This is a genomic window from Flavobacterium movens (genome assembly GCF_039581425.1).
In the GTDB taxonomy this organism is placed as follows: domain Bacteria; phylum Bacteroidota; class Bacteroidia; order Flavobacteriales; family Flavobacteriaceae; genus Flavobacterium; species Flavobacterium luteolum.
The window spans coordinates 43,939-68,757 of sequence record NZ_JBCPXY010000006.1 but is presented as its reverse complement, the minus strand read 5'-3'; the positions used below and the strand labels follow the sequence as shown (position 1 = coordinate 68,757).

Below are 24,819 nucleotides of genomic sequence, written 5' to 3'. Positions count from 1 at the left end.
CCCCCAGCTGGCGCGAGCGTCTCGCTCGTGAATACTTAGAGTTCCTAAACTTAAAAATAATTGTAAGAGGACTAAACTTTTTACTTTAAATTTGACTTTGAATAAAAAATTAGATATAAAATGCCATCAGAAAGTCAATTAAAATACAAGTATGGAACACTTTGGGTCAAAGATGCTTTTTTATTAGTATTTTATATTTTCCTTTTTGACGAACTTAAAAATGATAATAAAGATTTTATTGAACTAAAAAAAGAACTCGTTCAAAACATCGATAATATATTAATAGATATGTTTGGCTTTATTAATTTTAATGAGTTTATAATTTCAAATGACTTAAAGGAGAACATCATCAATCATATTGAAAATATAATTATAAAAATAAATGAAGATAGTAATTATTTCACTTTAGAAAATTTAGATAAAATACTAGCGAGCATCAAAATTTATCATTTAGAAAATTTAGATTATGAGCCTTCCAATGAAATAATTCTAAATAATTATGGTGATAATTTTCACACAGTAAAAAATAATTACATTGAGGAGTTTATTGAAATAAAATCTTTACTTGAAAAGGATTATCGTATATAAATATCAAAACCTCGACCTTAAAAAATCGAGGTTTTTCCATTTTAAAAATCTTACTCCTCACTCAAATAAGGATTTAAAATCTCCGCCAATTCATTGAGCCAATAATAATTGTCTTCAAAATTGGTTAGTCCAATTTGGAGGGTTTCGTGTTGTCGCATTACGCCGAGAGCTAAAATGCAATTTACTTGTCTTAAGATTTTAGCCATATCTTCGGGATCTATAATATGGTTAAAAAAATCAATCAGCCTTGTTTCGGCTTCTTTGGAAAGGGTGCTGTTTTTCATAAAGTGAAGAATTTAAGAAAAAACCCTCATACCTTAGCAGTCTTACGCTTCTTCACGGCGTCAAAGTCCTTTCGGAGCTTTACTACATAGCACGAGGGCAAATTTTATGTTGTCTTAATGTGAAGATTTAAGAACTTCAAATGTAAGAAAACTTTTTAAAAAGAAAGATTTTTCTTTCAATAAATATATTCGTTTTATCAAATATAAGAAATCTATATTTCAGCAGGCATTTATCGCATGTTTGTCATTTCGACGTAAGGAGAAATCTTCGCGAGAAACTCCACAATCTAAATCGACAATCTTTGTCGAGCTACTTGTGAAGATTTCTCCCTTCGGTCGAAATGACAAACTAAACCAATAGACAAACTATACGTAAAAAAAAAATGAAACATTTGTCAGGCTGAGCGAAGTTGAAGTCCCGTAATCTAAATCGCCAATCTAGCATAGGCGTCTCGCTCATGAACAATAAAGCGATCAAATTAAAATACTACAAAAACTATACAGCTCCTTAGAAACACAAATTTAAAAATTAGTTTAAAGGGCTGTTTTACTTTGGTTTGAGAGGAATTGCTCTTTTTTTGTTCCGTTTCACAAGCAAAAGACACATCGTCAATCAAAATCAAAAAATAATATATTTGTCGTAACCACTATGTTAATTTACAAATAATACTAACAAAATCTAACCAAAAAACCACCCCATTTGCTATGAAAAAAAGATTACTCCTTTCTTTTATATTTCCATTATCACTACACATATATGCACAGGCGCCTACAATTGAATGGCAAAAATGCTTTGGAGGAACAAAAACTGAAAGCTTTAGCAACATAAAGAAAACTTCAGACGGAGGCTATATTGTAGCTGGCGCAACAAGTTCAAACGATGGAGACTTAACAATAAACAAAGGAGAATATGACGCGTGGATTGTAAAACTGAATTCAAATCTAGTAACCGAATGGCAGAAAACATACGGCGGCTCAAAACAAGATTATGCAGATTGTGTACAGCAGACCAATGATGGAGGTTATATTGTAACAGGATATTCAGAATCTAATGATGGAGATGCCACCTTTAATCATGGAACTTATACTAGTGGTGATTACTGGATTGTAAAATTGAATTCGCTAGGTGTTATAGAGTGGCAGAAATCATTAGGAGGATCAATAACAGAAAGATCTTATAGCATTTCGCAAACAACAGACGGAGGATATATTGTTGTAGGAAACAGCATTTCTAACGATGGTGATGTTAGTGGTCTGCACAGTAATGGCACTACGAATGCATATGATATATGGGTTGTAAAACTAAATATACAAGGAAATATAACATGGCAGAAGGCCTTAGGAGGTACACAGGATGAGTATGCCTATAGCATTAAACAAACTACCGATGGCGGTTATATTTTATGCGGAATGAGCGGATCTAATGATGGAGATCTTATAGTAAACAAAGGATATTCTGACGGTTGGATAGTTAAATTAAATAGTTTAGGGAATATAGATTGGCAAAAAACATATGGCGGAAGCAAAACTGATACTTTTAAATCTATATCATTAACTTCTGATGGTGGTTTTATTGTTATTGGAAGCACTGTGTCAACAGATGGAGATGTAACCTCTAACGATACAAGCAGTAACGTTTGGGTTGTAAAAATTAATGTTTCGGGAGTTATTGAATGGCAAAAAGTTTTTGGCGGAACTGCAAATGATGAAGGAACTGATATTTTTCCAACTTCTGATGGGGGTTATGTTTTTACAGCATCATCTTCTTCTTTAGATAAAGATCTAACAGGAAACAAAGGGTCGTCTGATGCTTGGATAGTAAAGATAAATCAAACGGGGAATCTACAATGGCAAAAAAATATTGGCGGAAATAGTTATGATCGTATAGAATCAATTATCTCGAATAATGATGGAAGCTATATTATGGCAGGATATACTTTTTCTAATAATGAAGATGTCACCAACTTAAAAGGGTCTGCAGACGGATGGATCGTTAAATTTGCTTCTGATCATTTATCTGTAGATGATTTCAAAAATGATTATTTTATTACTTATCCAAATCCTGTTTCTTCTGTATTAAATTTTGAATCTCAAAATGGAGAACCGATTGATAAAGTTACTATTACTGATATGAACGGTAAGATAATACTAGAACAAAATCAGAAAACCAACCAAATTAATACACAACAGCTTACTTCGGGCATGTATATTATTAATGCATTTTCTTCAAATAAAAAACATACTCAAAAAATTATAAAAAGATAAAAACGTCTGGTCGCGAGAGTTTCGCTTGTGAATACAAACAACTCTAAAACCAAAATCTCGACAAAAAATATTCCTATTTTTGAATATAAATCTCACAAACTTTAATATGATTGACAGCATTAGTGATTGGGAAGAAAAGCAAAAAGGTTATTTGGTTGTATCTGTATTATGTCTCATTTTCGGAACTTATTTTTTTATCAAAGTCATAAGTGGAAGTTATGCCATAGAACAGTCAGATCTTGAAGTTTATGAAAACCTGATCATTTCGAACGCTCCAAAATTCAAAGAAAGAAAAGGAAAAAGAAGCAGAAAATGGATAGAATTTAACTGCATTAATAATCAAAGTACTTTCGAGATTGCCAGTTATGACTATCGTTGTGTTAATGATAAAGAAGTTATAAATGAAATAAAAACTGGAGATACCATCTCAATTGCTATTTTAAAAGATGATATGGATGATTTTAATACGCAAAATTCTTGTAAAATTCATTCGCTGATCAAAAATGATAAAGAATACCTCAATCTTAGATGCAGAAATGAAGAAGATACTGGAGGAGGGAAAAGGATTTTTCTGATTTTGTTTTCATTGTCAATTTTAACGGCCATCGTATATTCTCTTCCTAAAAAACCTAAACTTTTTGATAAAGTCGATCCTATATTACTAGTTGGAATTGGATCACTACTGCTTGCTTTCATTCTTTATTTGATAACATTAAAATTATAGCGAACGAATAAAAAACAAAAAATTTGAAACATTTGCCTTTAGTCGAAATAAGAATTAAAAGCTTCACTCAAATCGCTAAATTAAAAAACCTTATTTTAATACAAAAAAAACTTTTAGGGGCTGTTTTGATCAAATTTGAGGTTCTAAATTTACTGTCCTCAAGACAAATTAAATACCACTTCTTATGCCACTAACAAAAAAACTTGCAGCACTGCTGTCCAAAAAATTCAATACCAATATTACCATTTTGGAAGATGTGGACAGCAACACTTTTTCGATTCTTGACAATGATAATGGGACAATCCTAGTCATTTCAAATCGGGATCAGTTTTATTTCAAAGATCAACATCGCAATCTCTGGCTTTCTTTTCTAGAATCATTTCATGTAGACGGAAAGCAGTATGATCCAAAGATGGGAGATTCTTATACACTCAATAATGGAGTTCAGTACAATTTTACTACAAAAGAGTCAATTCTAGAAATGGCTTCTAATTACTTTGAAAAACATATTGATTAATGTTATAAAGAGAGAAAACAATTTCTTTAAATTCATAACTTTACAAAATCTAAGCTCCCGAAAGCTATCGGGATTGCGTTTAAATTCAAAAACAAATGATTGAAATAAAGACGTTTGAACAAGCAGAAGATTTAAAGCATCCTAGACGTGTATTAAAATATGTGCTTTTATTTTGCACATCTGGCGAGATAACCCTTTCGGTAGATGAAAACGAATATCTAATCACAAGAAATTCAGTCTTAACTATAACCTCAGGTCAAATTCATTTTATAAAAAACAGCAAAAATGCAGTCGGATTTGTTCTCGAATTTACCTATGATTTTTTCTGCAAAAATGATAATGACATTGAGTTGATTTTCCACAACAGCTTATTCTGTCATTTTGCAATGAATGAAGTGATAAAAGTAGATGACGACAAATTGGTTGTTGATGCTTTAGAGCTTATTCAGCAGGAAATTGCCCAAAAACCGTATCAATACCTCATTTCTATTCATTCTAGAATTCAATTGATTTTAGTCGAAATCAATCGTTCTAAAATAAAACTAGGAGAAGAAATCTACAAACCAGACGCTTTGTTTCTTCATTTTCTGGAAGCCATTCGCGGTAATTTTGACAAAAATCTTTCGGTTAATGAAATTGCCAATTTAATCGGCACAACCGAAGCCAAATTAAACGAACTCTCTAAACTGCATTGCAATAAAACGGCACAAAATATCATTTTCGGACTAATAATTTCTGAAGCAAAACGTTTGTTTACCTACGAGAAATTATCGGTAAAAGAAACCGCTTATGCTTTAGGTTTTAATGATCCTTTCTATTTTTCGAACTTCTTTAAAAAACACACTAATATTTCTCCGAAATCTTATAAGGAGAAAGTTGTTCAATTGTAGCGAATGTTTTGTTGAACGCAGAAAATTGCTCACAAAGTCACAGATTTGCAAAGTTTTATCTCATTTTATGTCATTTCGACGAAGGAGACCCGAGCAATAGCGAACAGGCAAAGCAAATCTTCGTGAGAAGCTCCATAAAGATTGGCAACTTACGAGATGGAGCTTCTTGCGAAGATTTCTCCTTCGTCGAAATGACAAATAGTACGTTATATTAGTCAAAAGACTTTTTGACTTCAAGCATAATTACATGCTTTTTCCAAGATTCTCTATTCTTTAAAAAGCACTACTGCCTGATCTTTGTGTCTCATTAATTACTAATAAAATAGTTTATGAAAAGATATCAAGATTATGCCATTTTGCTTTTACGAATCGCAATGGCAATTGGATTTTTATCTACCGTTTCGAGTCGGTTGGGTTTGCTTGGGAAACAATCTTCGGGATGGGAAAATTTTCTGGGGTACACACAACAAGTAAATTCTTTTTTACCAAAAAGTTTCATTCCGTCAATTGCAATTATCAGCACTTTTCTGGAAACCTTATTTGCTATTTTACTGCTGATTGGATATCAAACCAGAAAAACTGCTGTTGGTGCTTCTATCTTAACTTTTCTCTTTGCATTGGCAATGACTTATTCGTTCGGAATAAAAAACCCTCTTGATTATTCCGTATTTGTCTTTTCAATGGGCGCTTTTCTCTTAGCCACCACTGACAAGTACCGATGGAGTTTGGATGAATATCTTTTGAAAAATTAACTAATTAAATTTGAATAACTATGGAAACTAAAATCACAAAAAGCAATGAATTAGAATGGAAACCACTTCAAGAAGAAGGTGTAAAAACAGACGGAATTTATGCTAAAGTATTACGCTTTGATGCCGCTACTAACCGTCCTCCTACTTTTCTTTTAAAATTTGAACCCGGCGCATCGTACCCAAATCACGTGCATCCTGCTGGCGAAGAAATCTATGTTCTAGAAGGCGAAGTACGCTCTGGAAAAGACGAATTAAAAGCTGGCGATTATTTGTACATGCCTCCAGGAAGCACGCATTCTGTATTTTCTAGAACAGGCTGTACACTTTTGTTTATGATTCCCGAAGAGGTTGTCATTTTGAAGTAAACAAGATATTTAATAGCCTCTTGAACAGCTGCGCAAAGTCAGAGACATTTGCGTAGCTCTTACAGAACATTAAGAAAGATTTTTTACCTCAAATCCTTTTTAATAACCAAATATTTCAAATCTGTTTTACCCGCATTGCTAATTCCATGTTCGGCATTAGGCGGACAATAGAAACTTGTATTTGGACCCGCTGTAACGGTTTTTCCGTCAAGGAAGAATTCGGCGGTTCCTTCTAAAATATAGAAAAATTCTTCTTCAGGATGGTGATGTGGCGCGTGTGTCGATTTTCCAGGTTCGACAATACTCATTTTTAAAGTATTTTCTTGAGTAAAATCTTTATTAGCAAACCAATATTGATACCCCACTTTGGTTTTGGTGGCTTTGTTTATATCAAAATGATTGACACAGTTTTCGATGTTGTATTGTGGCGATGCTGTTTCTTTTTTCGTTTCCTGCGAAAAGGTTTGTTGGAAAAATAAAACTGCAATTGTGGTTTTTAGGATAGTCAGGGTTTTCATTTTTTTTTGTTGTAATGTTACGAAAAAAAAATTGCAATAAACTTTTTCAAATTTCTTATGAAATTAAGGATATTCTCATTTTGTCATTTCGACGAAGGAGAAATCTTCGCAAGAAACTCCACAATCTAAATCGTCAATCTTTGGAATTAAAAAAGAATCAATTTAACATTTTAGACATTGTGTTAAAGTAATTGCAAGACGCCCATAGTTTTCTATTTCCAATAACATAAAATCTTTTCTTTGCCCTTGTAAGTGCAACATTTAGCATATTTGGTTTTTGTGAAGCCCAGTTTCTTGCTCCTAATGATTTAGGGTCACTGCCCAAAACAAGAAAAACAATATCTGCTTCTTTACCTTGAAAAGTATGTATTGTTCCACAGGATATCTTTTGATGTGTTTTAAAAAATTCATTACAGTAAGAAGCTATTGATTTAAAGGGTGAAATCACATAAATTTCTCCCTCATATCCTATATTTCTAAGTTCTGTAATCTTTATATCTAAAAGATCAATTTCTTCTTTAATAACATGTTTATTAATTAACGTAGGTGTCATACTTACATCAAACCATGAAGATGCTCCAATTAAATTTTCTGTAGAGTTACTATCTACAGCTTTTACCATTTGATTACTGTAAGCAATTTTGTTTGCAATAGAAAACATTGGATTATCGCAACGTCGATGTGTTCTTAAAGGAAATCCCGTCCAAATTTTTTCATCAGTATTGCCAACATCCATATAGGTTCCAGAAAGTGAAACCCTATCAGCTAATTGCTGAACAGATGTTCTATAAGGTGACCAATCTACTGAAACGGAATGTTCATTTCTTATTTTTGCAATTAATTTTTCAGGCATTGTAACAACAGGTTCAACCTGCAAGGGATCACCTACAATCACACAACGTTTAGAACGGTAAATCAAGCCTGCTGCAGATTGAGGCGTTGCCTGTCCAGCCTCGTCTATTAATAACCATCCTATTTGCTCTGGAGTATTATTTGGAAAAAGACGACTTGCTGATGCCAAAGTAGTAGAGACTACCGGCACACAAAGGAAAAAAGTATCCCATAAATTCTGGGCAATTGTTTCATTTACTTTAACCCATCCTGCGGTCATTTCAAAATAAGCATTTACGTTATTTTTAATATTCTTAGCATTTGCTAAAATGGCATCTTTATGTAAATTTAATGCAGTAATAAATATGTCACTTCTAAGCTTAGCGATTTTAGGTGAATGATATGGATTTAGAAGGTGAACACTTGATAAATCTTTTTCATATAATATACTATCTAAAAGATTCTCTGGAATAATTTCATATTTCTTTGTCAATTTATTTTGAAGCTTTTGATAGTCACTAAAAAACACATCCAATTGAGATAAAGTTTTTTTGGTTTTACTTTCATTTGACCGAAGAACTAGAGTTTCTTCTTCATTTTTATTTAGTTGCCTTTCGATTTCTTCTAACTCGGTATTGATTGAATTAAGTTTGGTTTTAATATTATCTGCTTCAATATTCCACTGTTTAAACTTCTCAGTTTTAAATAATTTTTGGAAGAAGAAAAAAGAGGGTTTACCTTGGATTTGCAGATGCAATAGCGCTACGAGCCTATCAGCATCTTTTTTAACTTGATTTTCTTTTTCGGCAACGATCTTTTTTTGTTCAGAAAGTAGGGATAATTTATTTTCAATTTGTTTTAATTCCTTTTTCAGCAAAGTAAGTTTTTTTCTATTTTCAAGAAAGATCGGTAGTTGTTGATGAAATGAGCTTGCTATTTTTTTAAATTCTTCAAAATCCTTGAGCAAGGATTTAAATTTTTTATTTTGAAGTTCAAACGATTCACAATGAAAATCTCTTTTGTCGTTTGTAGAATCTTTGTAAACTTCGTAAAGTAAATCATGAAAACCGACAAAACCTTTGTCTTTTTCTGGTTTCCAAAATGCTTTTCTAAAATTATTTCTATTTTTAGAATTACCTAAAGCAGCAGCTAATACTCCCCAACTTTCATCCTCAATAAGTGCCGTGGCACATTGTGAAAAATAATCTGCTTCAGGAAAGATTGAAACGTCAATTTTGCTTCTAAGAGGTAATTCCTTACTGATATTTTCAACAGCAGCGTTGTTATTACTAGCCACTACAATACCAAAATTTCTTCGAAGCGAAGCAGTTAGATTATAAGTATGGAATGTAAAAGACTCTTTTTCAACCTTTATAGATCCTTTTTCAAATAAATTATCATGACCTAGCTTAGAAATTACTTTAGCCCTCTCAACAATGATTTCTGCTATTACATCTAATAATAGTGTTGTTTTTCCTGTACCCGGAGGTCCATTAACACCTTGTACTCCATCAGTATCTCTTAATTTAGAAAATATAGTGTTAACAGCTCCAACTTGTGCAGCATAAAGCCCATATTCTATTTTAGAAGGCCATCTACCCGATGTCATTTGACTCGGGTTGAAAGTTTCAAAAAACATTTCTTTGTTTTGAATAAGGTCTCTTCTCTCTTTTTCTATTGGTTGAATTGTTAAATATTGCTGTAGAGAAATACTTAATTGTTTTTCTTCAGCATTCGATAAGTAGTTTAAGTCATCTAAGTAAAAACTATTCAAAAAACTTGAATTAGTCTCACTATCCTTAGGAACTTCTTCTAATAACAAATAAACCTTGATTTTATCTTTTCGCCATAAACTAAGTTTCTCGAGATAATTAATTTCACTTTCTAAATGATTCCAATTGACAATATCACCTTTAAGATTTAGTTCATTATTATCATTATCAACATTAATTTCGGGAATATTATATCGCTCCAAAAACTCCATCCTTGCATTTTCCAAATCCTCAGAAACAGATGCTAAATTTCCATTGTTTTCAAGGATTTTAATACCAAACGTATAACTTGCAGTAACATAGCTGTCCTGTTGAGGACGACCTTGTTCATCTAATATCAATGCAGAAAGACAAGTAAAACCTTGTATTGGTTCTTCCCAATCACTAACCGTCTCTGTTCTGAGTAAAGTACTGAGATGGTGTAAAATTAGCTTTTTTTCTATTTTTCCAAAAACCAACGTATAACGCCACTTATAATTCTTCTTAGGTCTCTTTACAATTTGTTGCCAAGGCAATAGCACTCCATTGTTTAGAAGTATAGCATCTTTATTAAAATCAGGAAGGCTAAATATTTCGATATCCCTCCAGAATCTCAGTATATCTTGTTTTTTCAATTTTTCGCTCTATTTTTTTAAGTTCTAATTCTTTATTGCATCTTACATTACAAATTTTAATGATTTCCTCTATAAAAAAAGCTTTAAAATATAGCTAATATACTACATTTTTAAAAAGTATTGACTCTTCTACGAATGTTCTTCATGTAAATACAAAAGTCTGTAACTTATATAATAAGCAATATTAATCTTTGCGGAGCTACTTGTGAAGATTTCTCGTTCCTCGAAATGACAAACTTTGTGGTAAACTTTGAGAAAGTTCTAATGAAAAAATTTATGTTCTCTCCTAGCCCCGATCGAAATGACATCTTTTTGTGGTGGGGTTCACCACAAAAAATATAATGTAGAGCGGGACAAAACGTTCTTAAAAACGAAAAATGTCCTGCTTCTAAAAAATATTAAAAGCGAAAACCTCAATAAATTCAAGGCTTCCTAATCCATCTATGGAACAATAAGAAAATATTATGATAAAAACATTTTGAAATTCGAAAATCTGCCATACATTTGCCTAACAGTGTTAAACGATTTAATACTTGAATACAATGGCTAGCAAAGATCGAATTTTAAGACAAAAAGAAGAGACAAGGAACAATATCCTTGGCGCTGCTTATGATATCGTAAAAGATGAAGGCTGGAATGGTTTGAGTATGCGTAAAATTGCCGACAGAATCGAATATACTGCTCCTATTATTTATGAATATTTCTCGAATAAAGAAGCAATACTAGAAGAACTGACAGGCAAAGGTTTTTTAAAACTGGCTAAAGAGTTGCAAACTGCAAAAGACAAGTTTGAGAAACCCGAAGATCAGTTAGAAGCCATGTGGATGACTTATTGGGATTTCGCTTTTACTAATACTGAAATGTATCAACTTATGTTTGGTGTTCAAATGACTTGCTGTGCACAGCGATGTTCGGCTCAGGAAGCACCTTACAAATTGTTTACTGGTGTTATTGCTGAAATTATGAAAGACAGCAATCCTAGTGAAGATATCATTAAACAAAAATATTTTACTTTCTTTTCTGTTATCCATGGTTTAATCGCCATCAACATCATTAACAAAAGTGATATTTTAGAAACAATAAATGCTCAGATTTTGAAGGATGCTATTACTGGCATCATCAAATCTATACAGTAAAAAAAATTTTCAATTTTACTTAACAGTGTAAAATGATTTAAACGGGATAATGTAAAATCCTTTTTTTTATAACTTTCGCTTAACACTGTTAGAAAATTTAATAAAGGTAATAAAAGCTCTTTTTTTAGACTTTTACTTAACAACGTTAGATAATTTAATACTGATTCGAAATAGAATTGGAAAGGCTTACTGTATGGAAATTTGTGCACTTTTACTTAACAACGTTAGATAATTTAATTCAATTAAATATGAATCCCGAGAATGCCAGAATACCTAAGAATTTTATCCAAGAAAATGTTCAACCAATTAAAACCATAATGAAAATGAAAAATGTAATTATAACCAGTTTTATTCTGGCCCTAGTATTAAGCAGCTGTGCCGATAAAAATCAGGCGCCTACTGCTACACCTCCACCGGTTTTACCAGTTTTGGCTATCACAAGCGCCAATACAACAACTGACGCTGAATATCCTGCAGCTATACAAGGAACTGTTGATGTTGAAATTCGTCCTCAAGTTAGCGGAAACCTAGACAGAATTTTTGTAGACGAAGGTGCTTATGTAAGCAAAGGACAAACTTTATTCAAAATCAATGAGCGTCCGTTTCGTGAGCAGTTAAACAATGCTTTGGCAAGTCTTCATGCTGCAGAAGCGGCTTTGATCAACGCTAATTTAGAAGTAGATAAATTGACTCCTCTAGTACAAAACAAAGTAGTTTCTGATTATCAATTGAAAACAGCTAAAGCTTCTCAAAAAATTGCTGCTGCCAATATCGAACAGGCTAAAGCAATGGTAGGTTCTGCTAAAATTAATTTAGGATACACTAACGTTACAGCTCCAGTTAGCGGTTACATAGGAAGATTACCTAAAAAACAAGGAAGTTTAGTTTCTGCTTCTGATGTTGAAGCTTTAACGACTTTATCAGATGTACACGAAGTATTTGCTTATTTCTCTTTAGGTGAAACAGATTTCATTCACTTTAAAGAACAATATGCTGGAAGTTCATTAGGCGATAAAATCAAAAAACTTCCTCCAGTTACTTTGATTTTGGCTGATAACAGCGCTTATCCAAAAACAGGAAAAATCGATATGGTTGACGGTCAGTTTGATAAAACTACAGGAGCGATCACGATTAGAGCGACTTTTCCAAATGCAAACGGAATTTTACGTTCTGGAAACACAGGAAGAATTCGTTTAGGATTAAACCACGACGATGCGATTTTAGTACCTCAAGCGGCTACAATCGAAATGCAGGATAAAGTGTTTGTTTTCACTGTAGGCAAAGACAACAAAGTGACTAAAATGCCTATTACAGTTATAGGTAAAAACGGTACCAATTATTTAATTAAAGACGGCGTAAAATCTGGTGATCAAATCGTGATGAGCGGTATTGACAAACTTCAGGATGGACAAGCGATTCAGCCAGAAAAATCAACTAAAGTTGCCGAAGTAACTAACAAAAAATAATCAGAAGAAATAATGTTCAAAATATTTATACAAAGACCTGTACTGGCAACCGTAATTTCCATTTTATTGGTGATTTTGGGAGTATTGGGTTTAACTAAACTGCCTTTACAACAGTTTCCTGATATTGCGCCTCCATCGGTTTTGGTAACGGCGGTATATCCGGGAGCCAACGCAGAAACCGTTTTACGTTCTGTGGCACCTTCTATCGAAGAATCTATAAATGGTGTAGAAAACATGACTTACATGAGTTCTACAGCGAGTAACGACGGTACTTTGGCAATCACCGTTTTCTTTAAACTAGGAACTGATGCCGATCAAGCTGCGGTAAATGTACAAAACAGAGTTGCACAGGCAACGAGTCAGCTTCCTGCGGAGGTTGTACAGCAAGGTATTGTTACGGCGAAACAACAAAACAGTTTCATCATGGCAATTGGTATGTACACCGAAGATGAATCAAAATACGATCAGACGTTTGTTGCCAACTATGCACAGATTAATATTATTCCGGAACTAAAACGTATTCCGGGTGTAGGTTCTGCCAGTATTTTTGGTGGTGTAAAAGATTACTCTATGCGTGTTTGGTTGAATCCAACGCAAATGTCAACTTATAAAGTGACGCCAAGCGAAGTTATGGGCGCGATTCAGGACAAAAGTTTGGAAGCGGCTCCAGGAAAATTTGGAGAGCGAAGCAAAGAAGTTTTTGAATACGTTATTAAATACAAAGGGAAATTAACTAAACCAGAAGATTATGAAAATATTGCTATACGTTCTAATGCAGATGGCTCAGTACTTCGCTTAAAAGATGTAGCGCGAGTTGAACTTGGTGCTTACTCTTACAACAGTTTAACGCGTTTAAATGGTAAAAAAGGAATTGTAATTGGGGTTATTCAGCTGGCTGGATCGAACTCTAATGATATTCAAATTGCCATTAACAAAATGATGGAAAAAGCTTCTAAAGATTTTCCAAAAGGCATCAAACACAATATTTTCTATAGTACAAAAGTATCTCTTGACCAATCTATCGAACAAGTTGAGCATACATTATTAGAAGCTTTTATACTGGTGTTTATTGTGGTATTTATCTTCTTGCAAGATTTTAGATCAACATTAATCCCGGCTATTGCTGTACCTGTAGCAATTTTAGGAACGTTCTTCTTCATGCAGTTATTCGGATTTTCGATCAACCTTTTAACGCTTTTCGCATTAATTCTGGCGATTGGTATTGTGGTCGATGATGCCATTGTGGTAGTCGAAGCGGTGCATGCGAAAATGGAGCACAAACGTTTGTCTCCAAAAATCGCAACGCATGAAGCAATGCACGAAATAACGGGTGCTATTATCTCGATTACGCTGGTAATGGCTGCTGTATTCCTGCCGGTTGGTTTTATGGAAGGCTCAACAGGGGTTTTCTATCGTCAGTTTGCCTTTACAATGGCGATTGCAATTGTAATTTCGGCTGTTAATGCCTTAACATTGAGTCCGGCGCTTGCGGCATTATTTTTAAAAGATAATCACGGAGCACACGATCACAATGAACCTTATGTGAAAAAAGGATTTAAAGAGAAATTCTTTACCGCTTTCAACAGCAGTTTTGAATCGTTGACAAATCGTTACGTAGGCGGACTTAAATTCTTAATCAGAAGAAAATGGTTGAGCATGGGCGGATTAGCTTTAATTGTTGTAGCAACTGTTGTAATGGTTAAAACAACTCCTGCAGGATTTATTCCAACAGAAGATCAAGGATTTATTGCGATTGCAGTAAACACACCATCTGGAACATCATTGGACGGAACTCAAAAAGTAATGACCGAAGCTGAGAATACTTTAAAAGCATTAGACGCTTCTAGATTCGTTACAGCGATTTCAGGTTTCAACTTATTGACGAATTCTACAAGCCCATCTTCAGCCGTAATTTTCGTGTTGCTTAAACCAAACGAAGAACGAGGCAATATTAAAAACATTGACGAAATCATGAATCAGGTTCGCGGTAAACTGGGCGGAATCTCAGGAGGAAGTTTCTTCGTTTTCAGTTTCCCAACTGTTCCCGGATTTAGTAACGTTGAGGCTTTAGATTTGGTTCTTCAAGATAAAACGGGAGGAAAACTGGATAAATTCAGCGGTATTTCTCAAAATTTTATCGGCGAATTAATGAAACGTCCGGAAATTGCAGTTGCTTTTACTTCTTTCAAAGCCGATTATCCACAATTGCAATTGGAAGTTAACGACGAAAAAGCAAATCAATTGGGTGTTAATGTAAAAGACATTTTACAAACCATGCAAGCGTACTTTGGTAGTGCACAAGCATCTGACTTTAACCGATTTGGTAAATATTACCGTGTGGTTGTTCAGGCCGATATCGAAGACAGAGCAGATCCAACAGCAATTGACAGAGTTTTTGTGAAAAACAAGACTGGCGAAATGGTGCCAATAAATACTTTAGTAAAACTGACTCGTATTTATGGTTCTGAAACCGCTTCTAGATACAATTTGTTTAATTCAATTTCTATTAATGCCATTCCGAAACCAGGATTTAGTTCTGGAGATGCCATTAAAGCAATTGAAGAAGTAGCAGCACAACAATTACCTGCAGGTTACGGGTTTGAATTCTCGGGCCAAACACGTGAGGAGATTTCGTCAGGAGGACAATCGGCAACTATATTTTTACTGTGTTTGATATTCGTTTATTTCCTACTTGCTGCACAGTACGAAAGTTACATTTTGCCTTTGGCCGTAATCTTGTCAATCCCTGCAGGTATTTTTGGAGTATTCGTTGCTATTGGCTTAACTGGAATTGAAAACAATATTTACGTACAAGTTGCTCTTGTCATGCTTATTGGACTTCTGGCCAAAAATGCCATTCTGATCGTCGAATTTGCCGTCCAGAAAAGAAAATCGGGACAAGCGTTAGTTAGAGCTTCAATTGATGCTGCCAAATTACGTTTACGACCAATTATCATGACGTCTCTTGCTTTTATTGTTGGTTTAGTGCCAATGATGAGTGCCACAGGACCGTCAGCTCAAGGTAACCACTCTATTAGTATTGGTGCCGCCGGAGGTATGATTTCAGGAGTAATTTTAGGTTTGTTTATCATTCCTGTTTTATTCATCATCTTCCAACATTTACAAGAAAAGGTTTCTGGAAAACCAGTTGCCGTAATTCATAACGAAGAAAAATAATAAATGGAAAACTATATCACAACCATACTTGTTGCCATCATATTTGGCATCGGATATATATCGTACAGAATCTCTAGAGATCTAGAAACCAGAAAAGATACTTGTACAGAAATTTAATAAAAAACTAAATGAAAAATCATATAACCAAAATCGTGACCTTCGCCATTCTGATCACGACTTTAATATCCTGTAAAGTCTCAAAGGATATTGAAACTCCAAAAGATGCATTTCCTGAGAATTTCAGGAATGCATCGGTTTCGAGTGATACAACTAGTATTGCCGATGTGGAGTGGAAAAATTTCTTTACAGAAAAAGATATTATAAAATTAATTGACAGTGCCGTTGCAAGAAACAACGACCTTCAGATTGCCGAAAAGAACATCGAAATTGCTCAATACCGTTTTACTCAGTCAAAATGGGGAAACGTGCCACAGGTAAATTTATTTGTAAACGCAAGTACAAGCAATCCGTCTGACAATAGTTTTACGGGATTGAACTTAAACCAGGCAATTGGAGCTAAACATATTGACGACTATTCTGCTGGAGCTTCTCTTTCTTGGGAAGCTGATATTTGGGGAAAGATCAAAAACCAAAAGAAAGGGGCTTACGCAGGATATCTTCAATCTGAAGAAGTAAAAAAAGCATTGCAGACCAATATTGTTGCTAATGTTTCTAGAGGATATTATAATCTTTTAATGTTGGATGCACAATTGGATATTGCCAGACAAAATCTTCGTTTAAATGATAGTACAACCAATATTATCAAATTAAAATACGATGCTGGTCAGGTAACCACTTTGGCGATTCAACAATCTGAAGCACAGAAATTAAACTCAGCGCAATTGATTCCGTTATTAGAACAAAATATTGCAATTCAGGAAAATGCCTTAAGTGTATTGACTGGTTCGTTTCCTGATTCTAAAGAAAGAACAATTCGTTTAAGCACTATTGAAGTTAAAAACAATAACGCAATCGGAATTCCATCTTCGTTAGTAAGCAGAAGACCAGATGTAAAAAGTGCCGAATTGGCTCTTAAAGTGGCCAATGCAAATGTCGGTATCACGAAAGCCGATTTATATCCGGCTTTAAGAATTACAGCTCAAGGCGGTGTAAACTCTTTCGAAACTAGCAATTGGTTCAACATTCCGGCTTCTTTGTTTGGAACTGTTGCAGGAGGTTTAACACAACCGCTTTTAAACAACAAAAGACTTAAAACGCAATACAATATCGCTGTCGCGGAAAGAGAAAAAGCAGTTTTAGCTTTTAGACAACAAGTTTTGGTTGCGGTAAGTGAAGTTTCGGATGCTTTGGTTAAAGTAGAAAAATTACAGCAGCAAGAAACTTTCTTAAAAGAAAAAGTAAAAACATTACAGCAAGCGATTAAAAACGCAAACCTTTTATTCAAAAACGGTTTAGCAGAATATCTTGAAGTTTTAACTGCACAAGCAAATTTATTGCAAAGTGAACTAGAACTTGCTGATATTAAAAGACAACAACTTACAGCCAATACAGATTTGTATCGCGCACTAGGCGGAGGCTGGAAATAATACCCGTTACCCGTTAATTATTTATTTTTTGAGATGAAAACGCTGTGAGACCTTTGGGTTTCATGGCGTTTTTTATTTTCTGCCACGAAGGCGCTAAGGCGCGAAGTTTTTTTGTTTGCCACGAATCTCACGAATTTTCACTAATTTCTTTTCTCTCTAATTGTAAAAATAATTCGCAAAAATTCGTGAAATTCGTGGCAGTAAACTTTGTGCCTTAGCGCCTTCGTGGCAAAAACAAAACAATCTATGACTTTCAATAAAGAAACATACCTCAACAATCTAAAATTATATTTCGAAAGTTACGCTCCAATTTCTGAAAAGTCTTGGAATTTGATTGAAAGCTTGACACATTTCCAGACAATTAAAAAAGGAGAAATACTACTAGAAAATGGAGAAGTCTGCAAAAATCTTTATTTTATTGCCAAAGGAATTTTACGAACTTTTATTACAGACGAACAAGGAAATTTTTATAACAAAAACCTTTTCCTCGAAAACAAACTTGCATGCTCTAAAGTTTCATCAATCTTGCAAACTCCTTCTAACTTTACAATTGAAGCTTTAGAAGATTGCATTTTAATCAATCTTGATTACAAAAAATATACTAAGTTGATTAGCGAAAATGATGATCTCAAAACATTTTATATAGCATACTTAGAAAAAAATTGGATTATTGAAAAAGAACAAAGAGAAGTCGCTTTAGTCATGCAGAATGCAACAGAAAGATATCTTAATCTTCTGGAGAGGCATCCTACAATTGCAGATCGCGTTCCATTATTGCATATCGCTTCGCATTTGGGCATTACACCAACTCAGCTAAGCAGAATTAGAAAAAGTCTGGAAAAAGAATTGTAAATCAACATATGTAAAGGCTTTTTTGAAATAGCCAAATTATCTTTGTTTTATAATTAAAACACGTCAAAAATGGATCATACAAACCTCATCAAAGATAATATCGACAACCTAACCACTCTTTGGAAAACCGTTGCCACTCCTCTTCTTTCCTATCATAAAAATGATCCTTTTGAGGTTTCTCAAATCAAAAACTCTGGCTGGCCAAATAGATTATGGTCTAGAGAAGATATTACTGAAGAAAATTTTCCGCTGATTCAGGAAATCATGGAGAAAAAACCAGGATTGGTTGTTCCGTATTGGGATATTTTTGGAAGTAATTCTAAAGAAATTTTCGAAAAAAACGGCTTTCATATCCGAATTCAGCTTGTAGCTATGGCCTTAAAACTACGAGAAAAATTCGCACTTGAAAACAATCTTACTTTTAAAAGAGTATTAAATGAAGAAGATGCCAAAACTTGGTCAGATATTTATCCGCTGTCTTTTAGTTATGTAATCAGTAAGGAAACTTTAGTTAACAATTACGAAAATGCTAAATTTTATTTAGTTCATTTTGAAGGAAAAGCGATTGGAACCCTGACTCTTTTTCAGACCGAAAACACAATGGGAATTCACGGTGTTGGTGTTATTCCCGAAATGCGAAAAAGAGGTTTTGCAGAAGAAATCATGAAATTTGCCATCAACGAAGCTATTGACGCCGATTGTGAATATGCGCAACTGCAAGCTTCTGCTTTAGGAAAAGGCATATATACAAGATTGGGTTTTGAGGATTTATTTACGATTACGAATTACCAATTGACGTAAATTCCAAATTCCAATTAATTCTCTCGCAATCCTCATAGTTATCGGGAGCGAAGTCGCAAAATTTTATTTTTAAGCCACAGATTAAAAAAGATTAAAGGATTTGTTTCCCGCAGATTTGGCAGATTGAGCAGATTATTTATCACTTGCTTAAAAATCTAATCTGCTCAATCTGCCAAATCTGCGGGAACTATTTTCAATCTAAAATCTACATTCTAAAATCTAAAATCAGAATCTTGTCCCAAATGCCCCCAAAATAGTCATAAATAGGTATTTTGTAAAAAAACAAGAATAGTATATTTGTAATACATTAACTAATAACTACTTAAAAACAAATACCCCATGAAAACAACCAAAATCATTTTCTGGATTACTACAATTCTTATTTTTTTATTTGAAGGCGTTATGCCGGCATTAACTTCTCAGAGTGAACTAGCAAAAGAAGGAATCAGACACCTTGGCTATCCCGAATATTTCGGAAATGCATTAGTTGTATTTAAAATCCTTGGCGTTTTAGCTCTAATCATTCCGCAAGTCCCTGGACGAATCAAAGAATGGGCTTATGCCGGATTTGCATTCGATTTTATTTTTGCATCAATAAGCCATTTTGCAGTTGACGGAATTGGTTTTCAGGGCTTCTTTCCTTTAATCGTTTTTGCAGTTTTAATTGTATCGTATGTAACATATCATAGAATACAGCGTTATAAAAACATAGCACTCTAAAAATCAAAACTTTATGATTATTGAAGTTTTTAAAACAAATGTTCAGGAAGAATCTCAATGCCAAGTTATCATTGAGAATCTTCTTGAGCATTTTCCAAATAGTTCGATCAACTTCGATTTAGAAGATTGCGACAAAATTCTTCGAATTCATGCACCCTCCATTTCGAATACAAAAATTATCTCCATTTTAAATTCGCACGGCTATTTCTGCGAAGTCCTTCCATAAAAATTAACAATATACAAATATTTGATTTATAGCATTTTAATATTTTTTATTGTATATTTGAAGGAGTATCATTTTCCCCTAATTCTATAAATTTAATTTCACAGATTTAATGTACTGAGGTTTTAAAACCAATCGGTATACAATCGAATTTTTAATTTTTAAAATTAAAAAAAATGAAAAGCGCTATTCAAAATACCATACTAGAAACCTACAGTAAACTAGGTGATTTAATTTCCTCTTTTTCAAAAGAAGAAATCAATATTGTTCCTTTTGAAGGAAGCTGGACAGCAGGACAAACGGTACAGCATATAATTCTCGCGTGCTCAGGTTTGACAATGCTTTTTGCAGGAAAAACCGAGAAAACCACTAGAGAACCTGACGAAAACGTAAAAGGACTAGACGCTATATTTTTAGATTATACTACCAAATATCAATCACCTGAAAACATAAAACCTCCTGCTATCGACTATGAAAAAGGTACGCTGCTGGCTTCTGTCAAAAAAATACAAAATGATTTATTTGAAGCCGCAGAAACTTACGATTTGACGCTTGTATGCATGGATACGAAAGTACCAGGATTTGATCATTTTACCATTTACGAATGGCTTCATTTTGCCATTGTGCATACACAGAGACATACACGCCAACTGCAATCAATTTACGAGTATATGAAAAAACAATAGATCAGTATAATCAAAACTATTTTTATGAGATCAAAAGTTAGAACCATTGTTTCATCGGGTTTAGTTGCAGGAACATTAGACATCACTGCTGCTATTGTGGTTTATGCTGTAATACTTCATAAAACAACAGCCGAAAAAATTTTGCAGTCTATAGCAAGCGGAATTTTTAAAAAAGAAGCATACACAGGCGGAGCAGAAATGACTTTTGCAGGTTTGGGACTTCATTTTCTAATTGCTTTTATTTTTGCTTGGTTTTATTTTAAGATTTTCCCTTATATCCCTTTTTTCAAAATAAACACTTTGCTCTCGGGAGTCTCCTATGGTTTCTTTATTTGGGTTGTAATGAACCTCGTGGTTCTACCTATTGTATTTCCGGTTCTACCAGAAAAAAAATTAGATTTTCCGCTTTTGCTTTCCATATTGATTGTAATCTGCTGTGTCGGAATTCCGATAGCATTTATTACTCGGAAATATTATGCAAAATGGTATTAGAAAAAGGGACAAAGGTTCAGAGTTTCAGAGGTACAAAGAAAATCTTTGAGCCTATATAACTATCATCCTTTGAACCTAAAAAAATACAAACTACACGCCTCTTTCACTATTATTTAAGAGCCTTACAGAATTACCATGTTTATGCTTTTGAGTTAATTTTTTAATGGATTGCATTAATCGTCGCTTCTATCTCAAAGTAATTTTAAATAAAATTTATACGCATAATGGAAGAAGCTAAGAAACATGGCGTCATTTTAGAAAAAACAGATCGAACTTTTGAGGAATTAGGCGTCTTAAATCCAGCGATTTATCAAGAAGGAAATAATGTACACATGTTTTACAGAGCGGCAAAAAAAGGAAACTTCTCTACTATTGGTTATTGTCGTTTTGAAGGACCGACAACTTTGGTAGAAAGACGTTCAAATCCGATTTTTCTTCCAGAATATATTTATGAAATTCATGGAGTCGAAGATCCAAGAATTACTAAAATAGACGATCTGTATTATATGACTTATGTCACTTACGATGGTCTTAATGCTTGCGGAGCTTTGGCTGTTTCTAAGGATTTGGTAAAGTTCAAAAAGAAAGGAATTATTACACCGAGATTTATTCTAAACGAATTCACCAATCTTATTAGAAAGCATTTACAAAACCCCAGCATTGCAAGAATATTGGCGTTTAATACAGAAAGAAATTATCCGCTAACGGAAACAATGAAAGAGCATTTGTATGTATGGGATAAAAATGTAGTTCTTTTTCCGAAGAAAATAAATGGGAAATTTGTTGTGCTGCACCGTTTGTTTCCCTCTATTCAGATAGTTTCTTTTGAAAAGAAATCAGAATTAACAGAAGAGTTTTGGAAAGAGTATTTAAAGAATCTTCCAGATCATATTGTAATGGAACCAAAATATGATCATGAAACCAGTCATATTGGTCCAGGGGCTCCTCCGATCGAAACGGCAGACGGATGGCTTTTAATTTATCATGCTGCCGAAAAAAGAGTAAAAGGTTTGGTTTATCACGCTGCCGCTGTTTTGCTGGATTTAGAAGACCCAAAAAAAGTAATTGGAAGATTGCCAAAACCCATTATTACTCCATCCGAATATTATGAAAGACATGGTTATGTCAATTACGTAGTTTTCCCAACAGGAACTGCCATTTTTGACGGCCAACTATATATTAATTATGGCGCTGCCGATGACAAGATTGCGGTGGCATCTTTGAACCTGAGCGAGTTATTAACCGAGCTAAAAAAGAATCCTCATGAAGACAATATCTAATAAATCAAAAATCGTTTTTTTATCAACTTTTCCGCCAACGCAATGCGGCATAGCAACTTATACGCAAGATACCATCAAAGGAATTACAGATGTTTATGGTAAATCTATAAAATGTGAAATATGCGAATTGGTTACAGAGCCTATTGAAGAACCAACGCAAGCTTTTACCTTAAACACAAAAAATAGAGCAGAATATGCTAAAGTAGCAGAAGAAATCAATAATGATGAAACTGTCAAATTAGTTCATATTCAGCATGAATTTGGTTTGTTTTCAGGAAATTATGGAGATCATCTTTTAGATTTTTTAAATGTTATTAAAGCCCCTGTCACTTTTACTTTTCATAGCGTAATTCCAAATCCGAATGACGAATTGAGAACTTTTGTGAGACTGCTGTTAAGCTACAGCAATTCGGTTTTTGTAATGACTAATAAATCCAAAGAAATTCTAATTAACGACTACGACATCAATGAAGAAATAATTACTTGCGTGCCTCATGGAACCCACATTGTAATATATGAAACTCCAAAACAAGCAAAAGAAAAATTAAACATTGAAGATCGATTAGTGCTTTCTACTTTCGGACTTTTGGGCGAAGGTAAAAATATAGAGACAGGCTTACAGGCTCTGCCAAAAATTATCGAAAAAGCGCCAAATGCTTTATATCTAATTATTGGTAAAACGCACCCAAACTTAATCAAAGATGGTGTTGATGCTTATCGTGACAAATTACAAGGTATCGTCAAAGAATTAAACGTTCAAGACAATGTTCGTTTTATCAATCAATATTTAGATACCGATGAACTTTTAGAATATCTAAAAGCGACAGATATTTACATGTTTACTTCAAAAGATCCAAATCAGGCAGTGAGCGGCACTTTTGCTTATGCTATGAGTTGCGCGTGCCCAATTGTAGCCTCTAAAATTCCGCATACCAGAGAAGTATTAACTTCAGATTCTGGAATTTTGTGTGATATTGGAAATTCCGATCAATTTGCGGAAGCAGCCATTAAATTAATCGAAGATGAAAATTTAAGACATGAAATGGGAATTAGTTCTTTTACAAAAATGAGAGCTTCTTCATGGGAAAATGTTGGAATTACTCAAATGAATACCTATCAAAAACTCATTAAAAATCCATCCGAAATTAAATACAGCTATCCTCCTATTCAATTAAAACATATCAAAAAACTAACTACCGAATTAGGAATTATTCAGTTTAGTAAAATTTCTATTCCAGATTTAGATTCAGGATATACTTTAGATGATAATGCAAGAGCTTTAATTGCGTTTTGCATGCATTATAAACTAACTCAGGACAAAGATGATCTAGCATATATTTTAATCTATTTAGATTTTATTCAGCGTTGCCAGAAACCAAAAGGAGATTTTATCAATTATGTCGATCAGGAAAACCGCGAACATATTGAGCAAAATGCCGAAGTAAATTTAGAAGATTCTAATGCCAGAGCCATTTGGGCGTTAGGAACTGTTGTTTCAATGTCTGACATTCTGCCTGAAGCGATTACCAAAAAAGCCACAAGATGTTTATTGAACACCCTAAAATGGGCCGAAAATATTCAGTCGCCACGTTCAATTGGTTTTGCTACAAAAGGTTTGTATCTATACCATTCAACCATTCCGAATTTGTATGTTGCAGCAATTATTAATAAACTAAATGCAAAATTACTGGCCAACTACGAAGATACGGCAACAGAAGACTGGCAATGGTTTGAAAATTATCTAACTTACGGAAACAGCATTTTGCCAGAATCTATGCTTTATGCTTATTTAATTACCAATAAACCGGTCTACAAAAAAGTAGCATTAGATTCGTTAGATTTCCTAATTTCTAAAACTTTTAAAGAAGGAACGTTTAAGGCTATTTCAAATCAAAGCTGGCATCATAAAGGTTCTGAGCCACATGAATACGGCGAACAGCCAATAGATGTTACCTATACAATTCAGAGTTTAAATGCGTTTTACAATGCATTCAAAACTCCAGAATACAAAAAGAAAATGAGAGCTGCTTTTAACTGGTTTTTAGGTAAAAATCATTTGAACCAAATTATGTATAATCCAGTAAGTGGCGGTGGTTACGACGGACTTGAGAAACATAATGTAAACTTAAATCAAGGTGCAGAATCTACCGTTTGTTATTTGACTGCAAGATTATTAATGGAAAAACTAGCACTGTCACAATCACGCGTTATTCCGTTAATGAAATCACGAAGCGGCATCGCCATAAATTTATAAGAAAAGATATTGAAGCTAACCAAATACTTCACTTTTTTAAACCCTGAAAATCCCTTTCTTAATGA

The 24,819-nt window shown here is 33.8% G+C and carries 22 protein-coding genes; 19 read left to right on the top strand and 3 right to left on the bottom strand.

Features of this window, described 5'->3' with window-relative positions; all coding sequences use genetic code 11:
- The first annotated feature begins 120 nt into the window (after positions 1–120).
- On the top strand, positions 121–588 hold the full coding sequence (locus tag AAYQ05_RS12470) for a hypothetical protein (protein WP_343543712.1): 468 nt from the start codon (positions 121–123) through the stop codon (positions 586–588).
- A gap of 50 nt (positions 589–638) precedes the next feature.
- Here AAYQ05_RS12470 and AAYQ05_RS12465 read toward each other — a convergent pair whose 3' ends face one another.
- Positions 639–872: a hypothetical protein gene (locus AAYQ05_RS12465; RefSeq protein WP_343543710.1), complete on the bottom strand. Its 234-nt coding sequence runs from the start codon at positions 870–872 to the stop codon at positions 639–641.
- Between the two features lie 705 nt (positions 873–1,577).
- Here AAYQ05_RS12465 and AAYQ05_RS12460 point away from each other — a divergent pair.
- The 6 genes from AAYQ05_RS12460 (at position 1,578) to AAYQ05_RS12435 (ending at position 6,385) form a co-directional block, all read left to right on the top strand.
- Positions 1,578–3,137 (top strand): T9SS type A sorting domain-containing protein, encoded by a 1,560-nt coding sequence (locus tag AAYQ05_RS12460; protein ID WP_343543708.1) that lies wholly within the window; start codon positions 1,578–1,580, stop codon positions 3,135–3,137.
- Positions 3,138–3,216: 79 nt separating this feature from the next.
- Positions 3,217–3,861, top strand: coding sequence for a hypothetical protein (locus AAYQ05_RS12455; protein WP_343543706.1), 645 nt, complete (start codon positions 3,217–3,219; stop codon positions 3,859–3,861).
- 184 nt (positions 3,862–4,045) lie between these two features.
- Positions 4,046–4,378 (top strand): hypothetical protein, encoded by a 333-nt coding sequence (locus AAYQ05_RS12450; RefSeq protein WP_343543704.1) that lies wholly within the window; start codon positions 4,046–4,048, stop codon positions 4,376–4,378.
- A gap of 95 nt (positions 4,379–4,473) precedes the next feature.
- On the top strand, positions 4,474–5,268 hold the full coding sequence (locus AAYQ05_RS12445; RefSeq protein ID WP_343543702.1) for a helix-turn-helix domain-containing protein: 795 nt from the start codon (positions 4,474–4,476) through the stop codon (positions 5,266–5,268).
- Positions 5,269–5,597: 329 nt separating this feature from the next.
- Positions 5,598–6,020 (top strand): DoxX family protein, encoded by a 423-nt coding sequence (locus tag AAYQ05_RS12440; RefSeq protein WP_343543700.1) that lies wholly within the window; start codon positions 5,598–5,600, stop codon positions 6,018–6,020.
- Positions 6,021–6,040: 20 nt separating this feature from the next.
- Positions 6,041–6,385: a dimethylsulfonioproprionate lyase family protein gene (locus tag AAYQ05_RS12435; protein ID WP_343543698.1), complete on the top strand. Its 345-nt coding sequence runs from the start codon at positions 6,041–6,043 to the stop codon at positions 6,383–6,385.
- 83 nt (positions 6,386–6,468) lie between these two features.
- Here the strand turns inward: AAYQ05_RS12435 and AAYQ05_RS12430 are convergent, their stop codons facing one another.
- Both AAYQ05_RS12430 and AAYQ05_RS12425 read right to left on the bottom strand, forming a co-directional pair.
- Positions 6,469–6,903 (bottom strand): cupin domain-containing protein, encoded by a 435-nt coding sequence (locus AAYQ05_RS12430; RefSeq protein ID WP_343543696.1) that lies wholly within the window; start codon positions 6,901–6,903, stop codon positions 6,469–6,471.
- A gap of 157 nt (positions 6,904–7,060) precedes the next feature.
- Complete coding sequence (locus AAYQ05_RS12425) at positions 7,061–10,120, bottom strand: AAA domain-containing protein (protein WP_343543694.1); 3,060 nt, start codon at positions 10,118–10,120, stop codon at positions 7,061–7,063.
- A 542-nt stretch (positions 10,121–10,662) separates the two neighbouring features.
- On the opposite strand from AAYQ05_RS12425, the gene AAYQ05_RS12420 reads away from it, so the two are divergent.
- The 12 genes from AAYQ05_RS12420 (at position 10,663) to AAYQ05_RS12365 (ending at position 24,754) form a co-directional block, all read left to right on the top strand.
- Positions 10,663–11,256: a TetR/AcrR family transcriptional regulator gene (locus AAYQ05_RS12420; protein WP_111377152.1), complete on the top strand. Its 594-nt coding sequence runs from the start codon at positions 10,663–10,665 to the stop codon at positions 11,254–11,256.
- A gap of 248 nt (positions 11,257–11,504) precedes the next feature.
- Positions 11,505–12,722 (top strand): efflux RND transporter periplasmic adaptor subunit, encoded by a 1,218-nt coding sequence (locus AAYQ05_RS12415; RefSeq protein ID WP_343543691.1) that lies wholly within the window; start codon positions 11,505–11,507, stop codon positions 12,720–12,722.
- Positions 12,723–12,734: 12 nt separating this feature from the next.
- A complete protein-coding gene (locus tag AAYQ05_RS12410) occupies positions 12,735–15,899 on the top strand; it encodes an efflux RND transporter permease subunit (RefSeq protein ID WP_343543690.1) in 3,165 nt (1,054 codons plus the stop codon).
- Positions 15,900–16,027: 128 nt separating this feature from the next.
- Complete coding sequence (locus AAYQ05_RS12405; RefSeq protein WP_343543689.1) at positions 16,028–17,446, top strand: TolC family protein; 1,419 nt, start codon at positions 16,028–16,030, stop codon at positions 17,444–17,446.
- Between the two features lie 246 nt (positions 17,447–17,692).
- Entirely contained in the window at positions 17,693–18,298 is a 606-nt protein-coding gene (locus tag AAYQ05_RS12400; protein ID WP_343543687.1) for a Crp/Fnr family transcriptional regulator, read from the top strand.
- A gap of 69 nt (positions 18,299–18,367) precedes the next feature.
- On the top strand, positions 18,368–19,099 hold the full coding sequence (locus tag AAYQ05_RS12395; protein ID WP_343543685.1) for a GNAT family N-acetyltransferase: 732 nt from the start codon (positions 18,368–18,370) through the stop codon (positions 19,097–19,099).
- 339 nt (positions 19,100–19,438) lie between these two features.
- Positions 19,439–19,819: a DoxX family protein gene (locus AAYQ05_RS12390; RefSeq protein ID WP_281633090.1), complete on the top strand. Its 381-nt coding sequence runs from the start codon at positions 19,439–19,441 to the stop codon at positions 19,817–19,819.
- A 13-nt stretch (positions 19,820–19,832) separates the two neighbouring features.
- Positions 19,833–20,045, top strand: coding sequence for a hypothetical protein (locus AAYQ05_RS12385; protein ID WP_343543683.1), 213 nt, complete (start codon positions 19,833–19,835; stop codon positions 20,043–20,045).
- 173 nt (positions 20,046–20,218) lie between these two features.
- Entirely contained in the window at positions 20,219–20,728 is a 510-nt protein-coding gene (locus AAYQ05_RS12380; RefSeq protein ID WP_343543682.1) for a DinB family protein, read from the top strand.
- 24 nt (positions 20,729–20,752) lie between these two features.
- Entirely contained in the window at positions 20,753–21,220 is a 468-nt protein-coding gene (locus AAYQ05_RS12375) for a DUF1440 domain-containing protein (protein WP_281633093.1), read from the top strand.
- A 224-nt stretch (positions 21,221–21,444) separates the two neighbouring features.
- Positions 21,445–22,500, top strand: a complete 1,056-nt coding sequence (locus AAYQ05_RS12370; protein ID WP_343543681.1) for a glycoside hydrolase family 130 protein — start codon at positions 21,445–21,447, stop codon at positions 22,498–22,500.
- Positions 22,484–24,754 (top strand): glycosyltransferase, encoded by a 2,271-nt coding sequence (locus tag AAYQ05_RS12365; protein ID WP_343543679.1) that lies wholly within the window; start codon positions 22,484–22,486, stop codon positions 24,752–24,754. The genes AAYQ05_RS12370 and AAYQ05_RS12365 overlap by 17 nt, the downstream gene beginning before the upstream one ends.
- Positions 24,755–24,819 lie beyond the last annotated feature (65 nt).